Origin of the sequence: Symbioplanes lichenis (assembly GCF_030709675.1) — a bacterium.
Lineage (GTDB): Bacteria > Actinomycetota > Actinomycetes > Mycobacteriales > Micromonosporaceae > Actinoplanes > Actinoplanes lichenis.
The window spans coordinates 629,054-644,501 of the sequence record NZ_JAUZQD010000002.1 but is presented as its reverse complement, the minus strand read 5'-3'; the positions used below and the strand labels follow the sequence as shown (position 1 = coordinate 644,501).

Below are 15,448 nucleotides of genomic sequence, written 5' to 3'. Positions count from 1 at the left end.
TGATCATGTCTTCTCGTCCGGCCTGGCTCGCTTCACCCCGGGTGTTGCGTACCGAGGTGCTCGCGGGTCTTGTCGTTGCTCTTGCTCTCATCCCCGAGGCGATCTCGTTCTCGATCCTGGCCGGGGTGGATCCCAAGGTCGGGCTTTTCGCGTCCTTCACGATGGCGGTGACGATCGCCTTCACCGGGGGCCGGCCGGCCATGATCAGTGCGGCGACCGGGGCCGTGGCGCTCGTGGTGGCGCCGCTGGTGGCCTCGCACGGGCTCGGCCATCTGATCGCCGCAGTGGTGCTCGGGGGCGTCTTCCAGGTCGTGCTCGCGGTGGTGGGCGTGGCGAAGCTCATGCGGTTCATCCCGCGCAGCGTCATGGTCGGGTTCGTCAACGCGCTCGCCATTCTCATCTTCACGGCGCAGGTGCCGCATCTGGTGGGCGTGCCGTGGCTGGTCTATCCGCTCGTGGCGGTGGCACTGGCGATCATCTGGCTGCTGCCGCGCTGGACGAGCGTGGTGCCCGCGCCGCTGGTCGCCATCGTGGTGCTGACCGTCTTCACGGCCGTCGCGCATGTGACCGTCCCCACGGTCGGGGACGAGGGGAAGCTGCCGGACAGCCTGCCCGTGCCCGGCCTGCCCGACGTGCCGTTCAGCTTCGACACCCTGCGGACCATCGCCCCGTACGCGCTGGGGGTGGCCCTGGTCGGGCTGATGGAGTCGCTCATGACCGCCAAGCTCGTCGACGACATCACCGACACGCGCTCCGACAAGACCCGTGAGTCGTGGGGTCAGGGGGTCGCGAACATCGTGACCGGCCTCTTCGGCGGCATGGGCGGCTGCGCGATGATCGGGCAGACGATGATCAACGTGAAGACGTCGGGGGCGCGGACCCGGCTGTCGACGTTCCTGGCCGGCGTCTTCCTGCTGATCCTGGTCGTGGTGCTCGGCGACGTGGTGGCCGTGATCCCGATGGCCGCCCTGGTCGCCGTGATGATCGTCGTCTCCGTGGGCACCTTCGACTGGCACAGCGTCGCGCCCGCCACGCTGCGCCGGATGCCGGCCGGCGAGATCATCGTCATGCTCGTGACCGTCGCCGGCACGCTCGCCACCCACAACCTGGCCGTCGGGGTCGTCCTCGGCGTGCTGGCCGCGATGGTGGTCTTCGCCCGCCGGGTCGCCCACTTCGCCCAGGTGACCAGCGCGTCCTCCGGCGGCGAGAAGGTCTACCGCGTCCACGGGGAGCTGTTCTTCGCGTCCAGCAACGACCTGGTCCACCAGTTCGACTACGCGGGTGACCCCGGCCGGGTGGTCATCGACCTGAGCGCCGCGCACATCTGGGACGCGTCGTCGGTCGCGGCGCTGGACGCCATCACGACCGAGTACGCGTCGCGCGGCAAGCAGGTGGAGATCACCGGCCTCAACGAGGACAGCGCCCGCTTCCACGAGAACCTGGCCGGCAAGCTGGGGGCGGGGCATTGATGCAGATCGGGGAGGCGGCCGAGCGGACGGGACTCAGCATCCGGACGATCCGCCACTACGAGGAGGCCGGGCTGGTCGTGCCGTCGGCGCGCAGCGAGGGCGGGTTCCGGCTCTACACCGAGGCCGACGTCGACCGGCTGCGGGTCGTCAAGCGGATGAAACCGCTCGGCTTCACCCTCGAGGAGATGCGCGACCTGCTCGACGTGCTCGACGCGCTCGCGACGGCGACGGGGGAGGAGCGGGCGGGGCTGCAGGGGCGGCTGGCGGCCTTCCACGAGGCGGCGCGGGAGCGGGTGGCGCGGTTGCGGGCGCAGCTCGACATGGCCGAGGGTTTCGCGCTCGAGATGCGAGAGCACATCCTCCGGTACGGCGGGGAAGCGCGAGATCGGTCATAGCAGACAGTGACGCCCGACACCCCAACGCTGCGCTTTCGGGCAGTCACGGTGCGCGTGATTGCCGGGGCGAAAGGTGCAAATCAGCGAATGTGACAGGGGTGCGCGGGCCGATTACGGTGTCTTCGTGCGCTCTCGTGATCAGACCCGTGTCGCGGTCGCCGGAGCGTTGCGTAAGATTCGGATTCCCCGACCGCTGTCGACATCATTTAAGGAGCACGATGTCGCTCACTCCAGCTGACGTCCACAACATTGCCTTCAAGAGGCCGCCGATGGGCAAGCGTGGATACGACGAGGAGGAGGTCGACGCCTTCCTGGACGAGGTCGAACAAGAGCTCATCCGCCTCCTCGAAGAGAACAACGCCCTCCAGGACCAGGTCCAGCGCAGCCCGGGCACGGCGTCGCCCGCGTCGACCATGGTCATCAACTCGGAGTTCGCCGACCTCGCCGCCCAGCTCGACCGGCTGCGCGAGGCCCGCGCCCGCGCCGAGGACCGGGCCCGCTCCATGCAGGCCCAGCTCGAGGAGGCCCGTTCCAGCGTCCAGTCCGCGCCCGCGCGGCCGGCCGGCGACGACGAGCGCACCTCCCCGGTGCTCATGATGGCCCAGCGCACCGCCGACGAGCACATGCGCGACGCGCAGCGCGAGTCCGACGCCATCCTGGGCGAGGCCCGCACCAAGGCCGAGGAGATCACCGGCGACGCCCTGCTCAAGGCCGACAACGTCGAGAGCGAGGCCCGCCGCAACCACTCCGAGGCCATCAACAGCCTCCAGGCCAAGCGGGCCGCGGCGCTCGACGAGATCGACCGGCTGGGCCAGCTCGCCCAGGGCTACCAGGGCGCCCTCAAGGAGCACCTCGGCCAGCAGCTGGAGGAGCTCAACAGCGTCGCGAACAAGCCCTGACCGGTCCGGCCGCGCTCACCCGGGCCCGGCCGGCCCCACCGGCGATCCGGCCGGTTCCCGCCCCGCTCAGGGCCGGGAGCCGGCCGGTGCTGTATCCGCCCCCGACTCAGCCCCGGCGCCGGCCCCGGATGTCGTGCCACCGCCGGGCTCGGGCGTCGCGGCGCCGCCCGGCGTCGCGGGACCGTTCGCGCCACTCGACGCGGGCGACCCGGGCCGGTCCCGGTGCACGGCGTGGCCGCCACCCGCGCGCTTGGCCTCGTACATGGCGATGTCGGCCCGCCGGAACAGCGAGATCTCGTCCTCCCCGGCCCCGCGCACCGCGATCCCCACGCTCACGTCGATGCGCACCACGACGCCGTGCCCCAGGTCGAACGGCTCGCGCAGCGCCGCCCGGATCCGGCTCGCCAGCCCCGTCGTCATCCGCTCGCCCACGTGGTCACCCGACAATGCCAGCACGAACTCGTCCCCGCCCAGCCGGCCCAGCACGTCACCCGCGCGCGTGACCGAGGCCAGGCGCGCCGCGGCGAGCTCGAGGAGACGGTCGCCTGCCTGGTGCCCGTACGTGTCGTTGACGTCCTTGAACTTGTCCAGGTCGAGCAGCAGCAGCGCGAGCGGGGCCGGCCGCGGGACCGCCAGCAGCGCGGCGACCCGTTCCAGGACGCCGCGCCGGTTGACCAGCCCGGTCAGCGCGTCGTGGCGGGCCTCGTCGTGCAGCGCCTGCCCGAGCGCCGCCAGGTCCCGGAACGAGACCATCACCCGCAGCACCACGGCGACCAAAGTCAGGCCGGCCAGGGTCACGGTGGCGTTGGACAGCGGCACCCGGGTGGCGACGAGCGTGACGGCGAGCGCGCCGAAGGCGAACCAGGTCGACACGCCGAGCCGGTTGCGCTCGGCGGTCTCGGGGCCGACCCGGGCGCTCTGCCAGGCGGCCAGCCCGACCAGGCTCAGCCCGGCCAGGTAGAGCAGGTCGACGAGCCCGCCCGGCTGGTAGCCGTCCATCGTGCCGAGCGTCACGTAGCCGGTGTCCGCCGCGATGAACGTGCCCAGCCCCGCCATCACGAGCACGCTGGGCGCCCCGATCCAGCGGCCGACGATCATCCGGGCCAGCAGCGTGCCGACCAGCAGCGAGTCGCCCAGCGGATAGGCCAGGGCGACGTACTGGCCGAGCCCGCTCGCGCCCGACGTGCCGACCAGCGCGTCGACGACGACGGCCGAGAAGACGGCCGCGCCGCCGAGGCCCGCGATCGCGCCGTCGAGCAGAGTGCGCCGCGCCGGTGCCTGGCGCCGCAGGAACATGAGGATCCCCGCGTACGCCAGCGGATAGAACGACAGCCACGCCACGTCGCACACCGAGGGGAAGGGCAGCGTGCCTCCGCCCGCGGTCATGTGCCAGGACCAGACCATGCCCACGGTGTACGAGCAGAGCCCGCACCCGATGAGTCCCCACGCGGCCCGATGCTCGGCGACCACCGCGGCGCGCAGCAGGACCATGGTGGTCGTGACGACGTAGACGCCGATCGTGGCCAGCGGCGACAGCCAGCTCGGCAGCAGCGGACCGACGCCGGGGACATGGCGCAGGAGAAAGGCCACGCCGAACCCGAGCAGCAGGGTCCGCAGCGCGGGGACCAGGCGACGCTCCACGACCGCCTCTTCGGCAGCCGGCCGCCCGGGATGAGTCAGGCTAGCCTCCTAGGACGCTACAGAGAAGGTGACGCTCCCGGGATGCAACTGCCGTGACGCTACGGCCGGGGAGGCGGCTGCCGAATCAGGAGATCAGCGCTCCTCCTCGGCAGGTGGCGCCCATGACGAGAGGACATGCATCGCGATGGCGCAGTCGGCGGAGGGGCAGACGGGCGGCGGCAAGGCCGGCTGGTTCGGCAATCTGCGGGTAGGTGTGAAGATCAGCGTGGCGGTCGGCGCGGCGCTGCTGGCCGGGGGCCTCGTTGCCGGCACGGGCGTGGCGGGCATGAGCACGATCAAGGCCAACGGGTCGGCGATCTACTCGCAGAACCTGGTTCCGGCGCAAGCCCTCGCCGAGACCCTGTCGGCGTTCGACTACGAGCTGATCCAGCTCGAGAAGGCCAATATCGACTCGACCGAGGCGGAGAGCCAGAAGACCTACGACTCGGCGGTGACCTATCACGAGCAGGTCGCCAAGGGCATCGCCGACTACGCGGCGCTGGGTTTGGACCCGGCGCAGGAGGAGCCGGTCGCCCGGATCCAGGCCAACCTCACCAAGTTCGCCCAGATCCGCGACGAGCAGGTCAAGCCGGTGGCCCTGGGCGACGACGGCGCGGCGTACGCGAAGGTCTGGAACTCCAGCGTCTCGCCGCTCGCCGGGGAGATCATCAACGACTTCGGTGTGCTCACCAAGTTCGAGGCGCAGAGTGCCAAGGACGCCGACGCCGCCAACAGCAGTGCGTACAGCGGCAGTGTCACGCTGATGCTGATCTGCCTGGCCGTCGGGTTCGTGGTCGCCGGTCTGATCGCGTTCGTGACCGTGCGCCGGATCACCCGGCCGCTGCGCGACGTCAGCGGCGTGCTGGCGCGCATGGCCGACGGTGATCTGACGGGTACGGTCACCGTGTCCAGCCGCGACGAGGTCGGCGTGATGGCGCAGCAGGTCAACGGGACTGTGGCGACGATGCGGCAGACGGTGCAGACGCTGGGTCTCGCGTCGCAGTCGCTGGCGGCGGCCGCGGAGGAGTTGTCGGCGACGAGCACCCAGATCGCGGACAGTGCGCAGCGGTCGGATGTTCAGGCGCAGACCGTGGCGCGGGCCGCGGATGAGGTGGCCCGGAATGTCGACACGGTGTCGGCCGGCGCTGAGGAGATGGGTGCGTCGATCCGGGAGATCGCGCAGAACGCCAATCAGGCGGCGGAGGTGGCGGGGTCCGCGGTGACCATGGCCGGGACCGCCAACGAGACGGTGACGCAGCTGGGGACGTCGTCGGCGGAGATCGGTAATGTCATCAAGCTGATCACGGCGATTGCTGAGCAGACGAATCTGCTGGCGTTGAACGCGACCATCGAGGCGGCTCGGGCCGGGGAGATGGGTAAGGGGTTCGCGGTGGTGGCGTCGGAGGTCAAGGATCTGGCGCAGGAGACGGCCAAGGCTACTGAGGACATCAGTGCCCGGGTCACCGCGATTCAGAATGATACTGGTACGGCGATTACGGCTATCGGGGAGATCAGCGACATCATCGCGCGGATCAGCGATTACCAGACGACGATTGCGGCTGCGGTTGAGGAGCAGACGGCCACGACTGGGGAGATGAACCGGGGCGTGACGGAAGCTGCTGGTGGGGTCAACCAGATCGCTTCGGGGATTGACACGTTGGCTACGGCGACTCGGTTGACCACGGAGAGTGTGGCGGATACTCAGCGGGCGGCTTCGGAGCTCGCGCGCATGTCTACTGAGTTGCAGAGTCTGGTCGGGACGTTCCGCGTCTAAGAAGGAAAACCCCGGGACCCCGTTGGCTGCCTTGTGAGCAGCTGGCGGGGTTTCGGCTTTTGGGGCTTGAAGGGCGGCCTCCGGCGGGGGCGCTCTGGTTTCTGGGATGGGGTAACCCCCCACCCATCCCGGCCACCATCGACCCCCGCCAAGCCTTGCAGACCGGCGCCGGGGCCGCCAGCCTTGGGCGACTTTCTTGCGCTTAGGGATTAGTGGCGGCCCCGGCGCCGGCCCGCAAACCTGCGGGTGGGTCGACGGTGGACGGGATGGGGTTCAGGCGAGGAGTTCCTTGACTCGGGGGATTACCTCGGTGCCGTAGAGGTGGATGGCGGTCATGAGGTTTTCGTGGGGGAGGGTGCCGTGGCTGTATTTGAGGTCGAAGCGTTGGATGTTCAGGGCTTTGACGGTTTTGGCGATCTTGGCGGCGACGGTGGCGGGGGAGCCTACGTGCCAGGCGCCTTCGGTGATGTCGGCTTCGAAGCGGTCGCGGGTGAGGGGTGGCCAGCCTCGTTCGCGGCCGATGCGGGTCAGTGACTTGCGGGCGTGGGGCCAGAGGGTTTCGACTGCTTCGTCGTCGGTGGGGGCGATGAAGCCGGGGACGTGGACGGCGACCGGGAGCGGGTCCTTGCCGAACTCCTTGAGGGCTCGGTGGTAGAGGTCGACGTAGGGGGCGAAGCGGGCCGGCTCGCCGCCGATGATGGCCAGGACCAGGGGGAAGCCGTACTGGGCGGCGCGGACGACCGATTCGGGGCTGCCGCCCACGCCGATCCAGGTGGGGATGCGGCCGGCTTCGGTCTTCGGGTAGACCTGCTGGTTGGTCAGGGGTGGGCGGACCGTGCCTTGCCAGGTGACCGGTTCTTCCGTGAGGAGGTCGGCCATGAGGTCGGCTTTTTCGGCGAAGAGCTGGTCGTAGTCGGCCAGGTCGTAGCCGAAGAGGGGGAAGGACTCGGTGAAGGAGCCCCGGCCCAGGGTGATCTCGGCGCGGCCGTTCGACACTGCGGCGAGGGTGGCGAAGCGTTCGTAGACGCGGACCGGGTCGTCGGAGCTCAGGACGGTGACCGCCGTGCCCAGTTTGATGGTGCGGGTGCGGGCGGCGATTGCGGCGAGTACGACCTCGGGGGAGGACACCGCGTAGTCGTCGCGGTGGTGCTCGCCGAGGCCGAAGGCGTCGATGCCGATTTCGTCGGCGAGGACGGCCTGCTCGACGACGTTGCGGATGACCTTGGCGTAAGGGAGGGGCTCACCGTCCGGGCCTGCCGTCACGTCACCGAAGGTGTCCAGGCCGAACTGCACGTCACTCATAGGCATGATCCTAGATCGCTCATGTCCGGCGCTCCGGAGCCGATGGCCAAGGGACGCGAGGAACAGGAGCTTCATGGGGCAGCACACCGGCAGGTATTCGTATCTGCGCGATCCCTGGCTGCTCGGACTGCTCGCCCTCGCCGCCGCCTGCGTGCCGTGGTTCCTGGCCGGTCCGGGGCCGGTGGCGTCCTCGTGGGTCGTGCAGACCGGGCTCGACCTGGTGATGCTGTGGTTCGGGCGGCGGCTGGCGCGGCTCAGCAGCGGGCAGCGGTTCTCGTTGCGCTTCTGGCGCGCGGTGCAGGTCACGATGGTGCTGTGTGCTTCCGGCGACGGGTTGCAGGCCGTGCTGGTCCTGCTCGACCCCGGCCGTACGGACGTCAGCGTCATCCAGACCGGCCTGGTCGCCACCGGCATGTCGGTCATGGTCGTCACGATGCTGCGTCATCCGCTGGGCGCCGCCGGTCGGGAGCGGCTGCGGCTGAGCCTCGACGCGGTGACCGTACTCGTGGGTGTGGCGGTCTTTCTGTGGTACTTCTCGCTGGCCCCGCAGTTGAGCGACGGCGGGGTCGGTGACCGCTGGCTGGCCGCGGCGAGCACGGCCGTCATGCTGGTCGTCGTCTTCGGGGTGCTCAAGCTCGTCTACAGCGATCCGGCGCCGTTCAACCTGTCGGCCGGGGTGGTCGGCAGCGTCGGGGTGGCGCTGACCGCCCTGGGCACGTCGCTCGGGCTGGTGTTCAGCTCGGCGTCCGATCATCGGGTCGCCGTGCTGCTGCAGGTGCTGCCGTGCATCCTGGTGCCGGCGAGCCTGCGCATGCAGGAGGTGCGCATCCGGGCGCGAGGGGTCGGGCGCACCGTGGAGCGGCGGGCGCGCTACGCCCGTACCCCCTATCTTGCGGTCCTGGCGGCCGAGGTGCTGTTGCTGGCCGCCCTGCCCAAGGCCGACGCGGACCTGCGCACGTGGGGTGTCGCGGTGGGTGTCATCGTCATCACCGCCGTGGTGCTGGCCCGGCAGCTGGTCGCCTTCACCGACAACGACCGGCTGCTGCACAGCCTCGACCGGAGCCTCGCCGAGCTGCACGAGCAGAAGGAATGGTTCCGCTCGCTGGTCCAGCACGCGTCGGACGTCACCCTGGTCGTCGCGGCCGGCGACTTCATCCGGTACGCGAGCCCGGCCGCCGACCGCGTGCTGGGCGCCGGTCTCGAGGGCTCCGGCCTGGACCATCGCATCCACCCCGACGACTACGCCGACTTCCGGGCGCTGCGCTCGGCGCTGGCGGCCGCCCCGGGAGCCGATGCCAGTGCGCAGGTGCGCGTGCGTCACGACAACGGCACGTACCGGTGGCTGGATTTTGTGGGCGCCGACCTCACCGCCAACCGCAGCGTCCGCGGCGTGGTCTGGAACGCCCGTGACGTGACGGAGGCGCGGCTGTTGCAGGACCAGTTGCGGCACGAGGCCACGCACGATCAGCTGACCGGGCTGGCCAACCGCACCCTGCTGGCCGACCGGCTGCAGCTGGCCGGGGCGGCCGAGGTGGCGGTGCTGGTGCTGGACCTGGACGGCTTCAAGCAGGTCAACGACCGGCACGGCCACCACACCGGCGACGAGCTGCTGGTCCGGGTGGCCGGGCTGCTGCGGGTGCCGCTGGGGCCGGACGACCTGGCCGTGCGGCTGGGCGGCGACGAGTTCGCGGTGCTGCTGCGCGACGGCGGCGCCGAGCGGGCCGCGGCGCTGGCCGCCGGGTTCGCCCAGGTGATGACGATGCCGGTGGAGATCTCCGGCGTGCTGCTGGCGGTGGGCGCGAGCATCGGGGTGGCCACCGGGCCGGCGAGCGACCCGGACGCGCTGCTGCGCGACGCGGACGCGGCCATGTACCGGGTGAAGCACGAGCGCGCCGGGCTCTGAGCCCCATCGGCGGATGCTGGGTGGGACCCAGGTCGGCGGATGCGGGATGCCGGCCGAGCCGCTCGGGTGATGCCCGGCTGCGCCGGCGGCTGCTTACCGTGGGTCCCAGCCTATGGACGCGTGCGTTCTGCAACCGGCGGAGCGCCGCGGGGACGGGAGGCCCACCATGGCGGACGTCAACTTCTCCATCCTGACCTACGGCGGCAACGGCACCACCCCGGTGGACAGCGGGCTGCCGCTGGTCGGCGTGATCTACGGCATCAAACCCCAGGGGCCGCTGCTGTGGTACCGCTACAACGGTTCGGGCGGGCCGCAGAACTCGGGGGACTGGGACCCGAACTCCGGCAACACCATCGGCATCGGCTGGAACCAGATGCTGCACCTGCTGGCGCGCGGCGACGGGGTGCTGCTCGCGGTGGAGCCGAACGGTGAGCTCCGCTACTACGAGTACGGCGGCCGCGGCGAGCACGATCCGCAGGCCACCGGGATCGGCTGGGCGCCGAACTCGCAGAACATCATCGGCATCGGCTGGAACGGGTTCCGGTTCCTGTGCGCGAAGCCGTACGAGGGCCGCACCAACCGCCCGAACAACAGCGCGATCTATGCGGTCGGGCAGGACGGGGCACTGCACTGGTACCGCTACACCGGCGCCGGCGAGGCGGACCCGCAGGCGACCGGGCTCGGCTGGCACCCGAACTCGAGCAACGTCATCGGCCAGGGCTGGTCGGCCGGGCACCGGGCGATGGCCGCGATCTCGGACATCATCCTGCTGGTCACCGACCAGGGCGACCTGCGCTGGTACCGCTACCGCGGCACGGGCGAGAGCGACCCCGGCGCGACCGGGCTCAACTGGGACGCCAACTCCGGCAACGTCATCAGCAGCGGCTGGCACCGCTTCGGCCACATCTTCGGCGGTGGCGACGGCCGTGGCGGCTACGTCATCTTCGCCGTCGACGAGAACCTGGACCTGCGCTGGTTCCGCTACACCGGCCACGGCGAGAGCGACCCGGACGGCAAGTCGGCCGACTGGGACCCCCGCTCCGGCACCAAGATCGGCAACGGCTGGTAGCGAGCACGGGAACACGCGAACGCCCCGGCCGGGGGAGGGCCGGGGCGTTCGACGGGGAGGGGGTCAGTTCTCGTAGCGGAAGCGGGCGACCAGGGTCTGGAGGCCGGCGGCGGCCTGGGCCAGGTCGGCGGTGGCGCCGCGGGTGCGGTCCATGCCGGTGCTGGTGGCGGCCGAGGCCTCGGCGACGCCGGCGATGGTGGCGGCGATCTGGTCGGTGCCGGAGGCGGCGTGGGCGACGTTGCGGCTGATCTCGCCGGTGACGGCGGTCTGTTCCTCGACCGCGGTGGCGATGGTGGTCTGGAAGTCGTTGATGCGCTCGATGACCGAGCTGATCTCCTCGATCGACAGGGCGGCGGCGCGGGCGTCGGCCTGGATGGCGTCGACGCGGGCGGCGATGTCCTCGGTGGCCTTGGCGGTCTCCTGGGCGAGATCCTTGACCTCGGAGGCGACGACGGCGAAGCCCTTGCCCGCCTCGCCGGCCCGGGCGGCCTCGATGGTGGCGTTGAGGGCGAGCAGGTTGGTCTGGCCGGCGATCGAGGTGATGAGGTTGAGCACGTTGCCGATCTCGGTGCTGGACGCGTCGAGCTGCTGGACCGTCATGGAGGCGGTCGAGGCGGCGGACACGGCGGCGGCGGCGACCTCGGCGGCCTGGGCGGCGGACTGGGCGATCTCGCGGATGGAGGCGGACATCTGCTCGGCCCCGGCGACCACGCCGTGGACGTTGGCGGAGATCTCGTTGGCGGCGTCGGCGACGGTCTGCGAGCGCGACGAGGTCGTCCCGGCGGTGGCGGCGACGGTGGTGCTGGTCTCGGCGAGCGAGGTGGCGGAGCCGGCCACGGTGCCCGCGGTGCTCGCGACGGCGGCCACGGTCTCGCGGACGCCGGCGGTGGCCTGGTCCAGGGCGGTGGCCATGCGGCCGATCTCGTCGTGGGTGCCGGTCGCGGCGGTGCGGGTCAGGTCGCCGCCGGCCATCCCGAGCAGCACGTCACCGACGCGGCGCAGCGGGCCGATGATGCGGCGCACGGTGTACCAGCCGACGAGCAGGCCGAGCAGCACGCCGATGCCGAGGACCAGGATGAGCTGCGTACGCGTGGTCTCGTACTCGTGCTTCGACGAGGCGACCTTGGCGGCGGCCTCGGCGGTCTCCGCGGCCGAGGCCTGGTCGAGCGCCGCCATGGCCTTGTTCATGATGGGGTTGGCCTGGTCGGTGGCGACCTGCTCGAAGGTGTCGTAGTCGCCGGCGCGGGCGGCGGCGATCTGCGAGGAGTCGCGCACCTGCTGGTACTGGCGGTAGAGCTGCTGGAACTGCGCGACGGCGGCCGGGTCGGCGGCTTCCGGGGCGTAAGCGGCAATGGCGGCCTCGACCGCGGCGTCGGCCTCGTCGAGCTTGGTCTGCGCGGCGTCCTTGTCGCTCGAGAGCGCGACCTCGCGCACGTCGATGCGGGCGGTGAGCGCGTCGGCGCGCAGGGCGGCCAGCAGCAGGGACGGCTTCATGTTGCCGCTCTCGATGTCCGCGCCGCTGCGGTAGACCGTCGACAGCCCGGAGACGGCCATCGCGCCGGCCGCGACGGCGGCGACGGCCACGGTCCCGACGGCGGTGAAGACCTTGGTGGCTACGGATCGGTCGTCGAACCATCGCGTCACCGGGTTGCCGGTGCGGTGCGATGCGCGTGCAGACATGGCGGTTACCTCGCAGACGGGGGCTCATCAAAGATCAGCCGGTTGCCTGCACAGTCGGCAACTTTATTGACGACTCAAGGAAACGCTCACCACGTGATGCGGCCCGGCCATGTGACGTCCGCCAACTTGTTCTGCCCGGCGAGGTTCGGGTGGAAGTAGTCGACCTTGTTCACCAGGTCCAGGGAGAAGCGGACGCGGTGCGCGGCGCCGCCGTCGGTCCGGCAGCGGTTCCCGTACGCGTCGCACGCGCGCGACAGCTGCGTGTTGTAGTCCTCGATCCGCTCGCGCACGGCGTCCCGGCGCCGCTCGTCGGCCGCGGCGGTGCTGGTGGGACGGGCGAGCATCGAGGGGCAGATGCCCCGGTCCCAGGCGGCCACCGCGGCCGGCGACGAGTGGCCCAGCTCCCACAGACGGTAGAGGTCCGGGATGCTCACCACCAGCACGCGCGCCCGGGGCAGCCCGTCCTTGAGCCGGTCGAGGGCGGCGTCGACGCGGGTGCGGAAGGTCTTGACGGGGGTCATCGTGCCGGTGCCGGGCGCGCACGCGTCGTTGGCGCCGATGAGGATCGTCACGTAATCGGCCCGGGCGTCCACGGCGTTGGCGGCCTGCGCGCGCAGATCGGCCGCCTCGGCCCCGGGCACGGCCAGGTTGCGGGCCTTCGCCTTCGAGAAGCGCGCGCGGATCCGCCGGTAGTGGCTGTCGACGTCGTCCGAGCCGCCGGCGCTCCACGAGTTGCGGCTGCACGCCACGTAGACGCCGCAGCTGCCGTACCCGGCGGTGATCGAGTCCCCGAGCGCGACCGTCGTGGCCGGCCAGCGGCTCGCGGGTTTCGTGGTCGTCGGGTCCGGGGCGGGACCGCCGGCCCCGTCGGAGCCCTCGCAGGCCAGGGCCAGCAGGCTGAGGACGGCCAGGATCGCCAAGTGCCAACGCCGCACGGGTGGTCCTCTCATGATCACGGGCGGTAACTATCCATGTACCCTATGCGAGCGGTTTTCTCAGGCCGGAGGCCGGGGAGCCGATATCTGCAGCATGTGTTGACCCGGATGAGCGCGTGGCGCGACTGGCTCCCGACCGGCGGCGGTCTGCGGGACGAGGACTGGTCCCGCCGCCATCGCCTGCTGACCCAACTGCTCGCCGCCTGCGTGGCCGGCCTCACCGGCTTCGGGGCCTTCCAGGACGGCCTGGACCGCAGCTGGCTCGTGACCACCCTGCTCATCCTGCCGTGCGTCGTGCTGGCCGTCACGCTGAAGCAGCGCCGGCTGTCCTCCACGGCCGTCGCGCTCGGCTTCACCGTGGCCTGCGGCGGCTTCGTGTCGATGTCGCACGGGCTGACCGAGGCGCACTTCACCTTCTTCATCGCCGTCGCCGCGCTGGCGCTCTACCGCGACTGGACGCCGTTCGGGGTGTTCCTGATCGGCACCACGCTGCACCACGCCGTCTTCGGCACGATCGTCAGCGACCGCACGTACGACCACCACTCCGCCACCGCCCACCCGTGGCTGTGGGCCGTGCTGCACGGCGCCGCGGTGCTCATGGCGGCCGCGTTCCAGGTCGTGCAGTGGAAGATGACCGAGACCGAGGAGAAGCGCGCGCAGGAGAACCTCGACGACAGCCAGGCCCAGCTCTCCCTGGCCTTCGACGAGACGCCCGTACCGTCGGCGGTCTTCGCCCCGGACGGCCGGCTGATCCGCTGCAACCGCGCCTACCGCCAGTGGCTGCGCCTGCCGCTGCGGCTGCCGCCGGGCTTCGGCCTGGCCGACCTGCCGCTCACCGCGCTCGACGACGCCAACATCCCGTTCCTGGAGCAGCTCGCCGCCCGTCGCGAGCCCATCTCCACGACCCGCCGCTTCCGGCGCACCGACGACAACACGATCCTGTGGGTGGAGACCCACGGCTCCGGCCTGTACGACCGCGAGGGCCGGCTGCGGCAGATCTTCGTGCACTGCCTCGACGTCACCCAGACCCGCGAGCAGGAGGCGGAGCTGCAGCGGCAGGTGCGTCACGACGCGCTCACCGGGCTGCTGTCGCGCTCGGGCTTCGAGGCCGACTTCACCCGGCTGCTCACCCGCCGCACGGGCCAGGTCAGCGTCCTCTACCTCGACGTCGACCGGTTCAAGGCGATCAACGACGGCATCGGCCACGCCGCCGGCGACGAGGTGCTGCGCGCCCTCGCCGGCCGCCTGTCCGCCTGCGTGCCGGCCGAGGCGCTGGTCTCGCGGCTCAGCGGCGACGAGTTCGTGGTCGCCGTGCCCGGCCCGGTCGCGGCCGCCCGCCGCGTCGCCCACGCCCTCACGCTCAGCCTGGCCGAGCCGGTGTCCGCCGGCGGCAGCCAGCAGCTGCGCCTGACCGTGAGCGTCGGCCTGGCCGTCGCCCACGACCCCGAGCAGGCCGAGGACGCCGTGCTGTGCGCCGACACCGCCATGTACGCGGCCAAGCGCGCCGGCGGCAACCGCGTCGCCGTGTTCAGCGAGGACATGCGCGTCGACATCAAGGAGCGCCTGATCGCCGAGGCCCGCCTGCGCGAGGCCCTCGACGGCGACCTCGACACCACGCTGCCCGTGTGGTTCCAGCCGATCGTGTCCGCCGACGGGCGCATCACCGGCGCCGAGGCGCTGGTCCGCATGCGCACCGCCGAGGGCCACATCCTGGCGCCGGGGCAGTTCGTCGGCGTCGCCGAGGAGACCGGGCTGGTCATCCCGCTCGGCGAGCACGTGCTCAACTCCGCGCTGCGGCACCTGCTGCTGTGGGACGGCCTGGGCTACGTCTCGGTCAACGTCAGCCCGCGCCAGCTGGCCGAGCCCGGCTTCGTCCCGATGCTGGCCGACCTGCTGTCGCGCGCCCCGGGCCTGGACCCGGGCCGGCTGGTCCTGGAGATCACCGAGACCGCCGTGCTGGCCGACTCGGGCGACCTCTCGGCCCGCCTGCACGCGATCAAGGACCTCGGCGTGCGCATCGCCCTGGACGACTTCGGCACCGGCTACAGCTCGCTGACCTGGCTGCAGTCCGTCCCCGCCGACGTGCTCAAGCTCGACCGCTCGTTCGTCGAGGGCCTGTCCACCGACGCCCGCAAGGCCTCGATCGTCTCGGCCGTGCTCTGGCTCGCCGGCTCGCTGGGCATGAGCGTGGTCGCCGAGGGCGTCGAGGACGCCGGCGACTGGTACGCGCTGCGCACGGCGGGCTGCCCGGCCGGGCAGGGCTACCTGTTCAGCCGGCCCGTCCCCGGCGCCGACTTCGACGCGCTGCTGCGCCGCGGTCTCACGCTCGCGCACGCCTGACC

11 protein-coding genes are annotated in these 15,448 nt (G+C 71.4%); 7 read left to right on the top strand and 4 right to left on the bottom strand.

The window, feature by feature from the left end; translation table 11 throughout:
* The first annotated feature begins 5 nt into the window (after positions 1-5).
* The 3 genes from RAN62_RS06855 (at position 6) to RAN62_RS06845 (ending at position 2,763) form a co-directional block, all read left to right on the top strand.
* The gene (locus RAN62_RS06855; RefSeq protein WP_305783716.1) at positions 6-1,469 is read left to right on the top strand and encodes a SulP family inorganic anion transporter; all 1,464 of its coding nucleotides are present in this window, start codon (positions 6-8) and stop codon (positions 1,467-1,469) included.
* Positions 1,469-1,864: a MerR family transcriptional regulator gene (locus RAN62_RS06850; RefSeq protein WP_305783618.1), complete on the top strand. Its 396-nt coding sequence runs from the start codon at positions 1,469-1,471 to the stop codon at positions 1,862-1,864. The genes RAN62_RS06855 and RAN62_RS06850 overlap by 1 nt, the downstream gene beginning before the upstream one ends.
* A gap of 218 nt (positions 1,865-2,082) precedes the next feature.
* The gene (locus tag RAN62_RS06845; RefSeq protein WP_305783617.1) at positions 2,083-2,763 is read left to right on the top strand and encodes a DivIVA domain-containing protein; all 681 of its coding nucleotides are present in this window, start codon (positions 2,083-2,085) and stop codon (positions 2,761-2,763) included.
* Between the two features lie 66 nt (positions 2,764-2,829).
* On the opposite strand, the gene RAN62_RS06840 is transcribed toward RAN62_RS06845, so the two are convergent.
* Entirely contained in the window at positions 2,830-4,404 is a 1,575-nt protein-coding gene (locus RAN62_RS06840; RefSeq protein ID WP_305783616.1) for a GGDEF domain-containing protein, read from the bottom strand.
* Between the two features lie 184 nt (positions 4,405-4,588).
* Between RAN62_RS06840 and RAN62_RS06835 the strand changes: the two genes are divergently transcribed.
* Complete coding sequence (locus RAN62_RS06835; RefSeq protein ID WP_305783615.1) at positions 4,589-6,217, top strand: methyl-accepting chemotaxis protein; 1,629 nt, start codon at positions 4,589-4,591, stop codon at positions 6,215-6,217.
* 273 nt (positions 6,218-6,490) lie between these two features.
* Here RAN62_RS06835 and RAN62_RS06830 read toward each other — a convergent pair whose 3' ends face one another.
* A complete protein-coding gene (locus tag RAN62_RS06830; protein ID WP_305783614.1) occupies positions 6,491-7,519 on the bottom strand; it encodes an LLM class flavin-dependent oxidoreductase in 1,029 nt (342 codons plus the stop codon).
* A 73-nt stretch (positions 7,520-7,592) separates the two neighbouring features.
* Here RAN62_RS06830 and RAN62_RS06825 point away from each other — a divergent pair, with 73 nt between their 5' ends.
* Together RAN62_RS06825 and RAN62_RS06820 are read left to right on the top strand one after the other, a co-directional pair.
* Positions 7,593-9,422, top strand: a complete 1,830-nt coding sequence (locus tag RAN62_RS06825; protein ID WP_305783613.1) for a diguanylate cyclase domain-containing protein — start codon at positions 7,593-7,595, stop codon at positions 9,420-9,422.
* 166 nt (positions 9,423-9,588) lie between these two features.
* Positions 9,589-10,491 (top strand): tachylectin-related carbohydrate-binding protein, encoded by a 903-nt coding sequence (locus RAN62_RS06820; protein ID WP_305783612.1) that lies wholly within the window; start codon positions 9,589-9,591, stop codon positions 10,489-10,491.
* A 63-nt stretch (positions 10,492-10,554) separates the two neighbouring features.
* On the opposite strand, the gene RAN62_RS06815 is transcribed toward RAN62_RS06820, so the two are convergent.
* Positions 10,555-12,171, bottom strand: a complete 1,617-nt coding sequence (locus tag RAN62_RS06815) for a methyl-accepting chemotaxis protein (RefSeq protein ID WP_305783611.1) — start codon at positions 12,169-12,171, stop codon at positions 10,555-10,557.
* Positions 12,172-12,257: 86 nt separating this feature from the next.
* Positions 12,258-13,106 carry an SGNH/GDSL hydrolase family protein gene (locus RAN62_RS06810; RefSeq protein WP_305783610.1) on the bottom strand — a complete coding sequence of 283 codons (849 nt, stop codon included), beginning with the start codon at positions 13,104-13,106 and terminating at the stop codon, positions 12,258-12,260.
* Between the two features lie 108 nt (positions 13,107-13,214).
* Here RAN62_RS06810 and RAN62_RS06805 point away from each other — a divergent pair, with 108 nt between their 5' ends.
* Positions 13,215-15,446 (top strand): putative bifunctional diguanylate cyclase/phosphodiesterase, encoded by a 2,232-nt coding sequence (locus tag RAN62_RS06805; protein ID WP_305783609.1) that lies wholly within the window; start codon positions 13,215-13,217, stop codon positions 15,444-15,446.
* The last annotated feature ends 2 nt before the right edge of the window (positions 15,447-15,448 follow it).

Bases quoted from the DNA above. Each gene is read 5' to 3' on its own strand.
- RAN62_RS06855 (WP_305783716.1), top strand. From the start codon at position 6: ATGTCTTCTCGTCCGGCCTGGCTCGCTTCACCCCGGGTGTTGCGTACC.
- RAN62_RS06850 (WP_305783618.1), top strand. From the start codon at position 1,469: ATGCAGATCGGGGAGGCGGCCGAGCGGACGGGACTCAGCATCCGGACG.
- RAN62_RS06845 (WP_305783617.1), top strand. From the start codon at position 2,083: ATGTCGCTCACTCCAGCTGACGTCCACAACATTGCCTTCAAGAGGCCG.
- RAN62_RS06835 (WP_305783615.1), top strand. From the start codon at position 4,589: ATGGCGCAGTCGGCGGAGGGGCAGACGGGCGGCGGCAAGGCCGGCTGG.
- RAN62_RS06830 (WP_305783614.1), bottom strand. From the start codon at position 7,519: ATGAGTGACGTGCAGTTCGGCCTGGACACCTTCGGTGACGTGACGGCA.
- RAN62_RS06825 (WP_305783613.1), top strand. From the start codon at position 7,593: ATGGGGCAGCACACCGGCAGGTATTCGTATCTGCGCGATCCCTGGCTG.
- RAN62_RS06820 (WP_305783612.1), top strand. From the start codon at position 9,589: ATGGCGGACGTCAACTTCTCCATCCTGACCTACGGCGGCAACGGCACC.
- RAN62_RS06815 (WP_305783611.1), bottom strand. From the start codon at position 12,171: ATGTCTGCACGCGCATCGCACCGCACCGGCAACCCGGTGACGCGATGG.
- RAN62_RS06805 (WP_305783609.1), top strand. From the start codon at position 13,215: ATGAGCGCGTGGCGCGACTGGCTCCCGACCGGCGGCGGTCTGCGGGAC.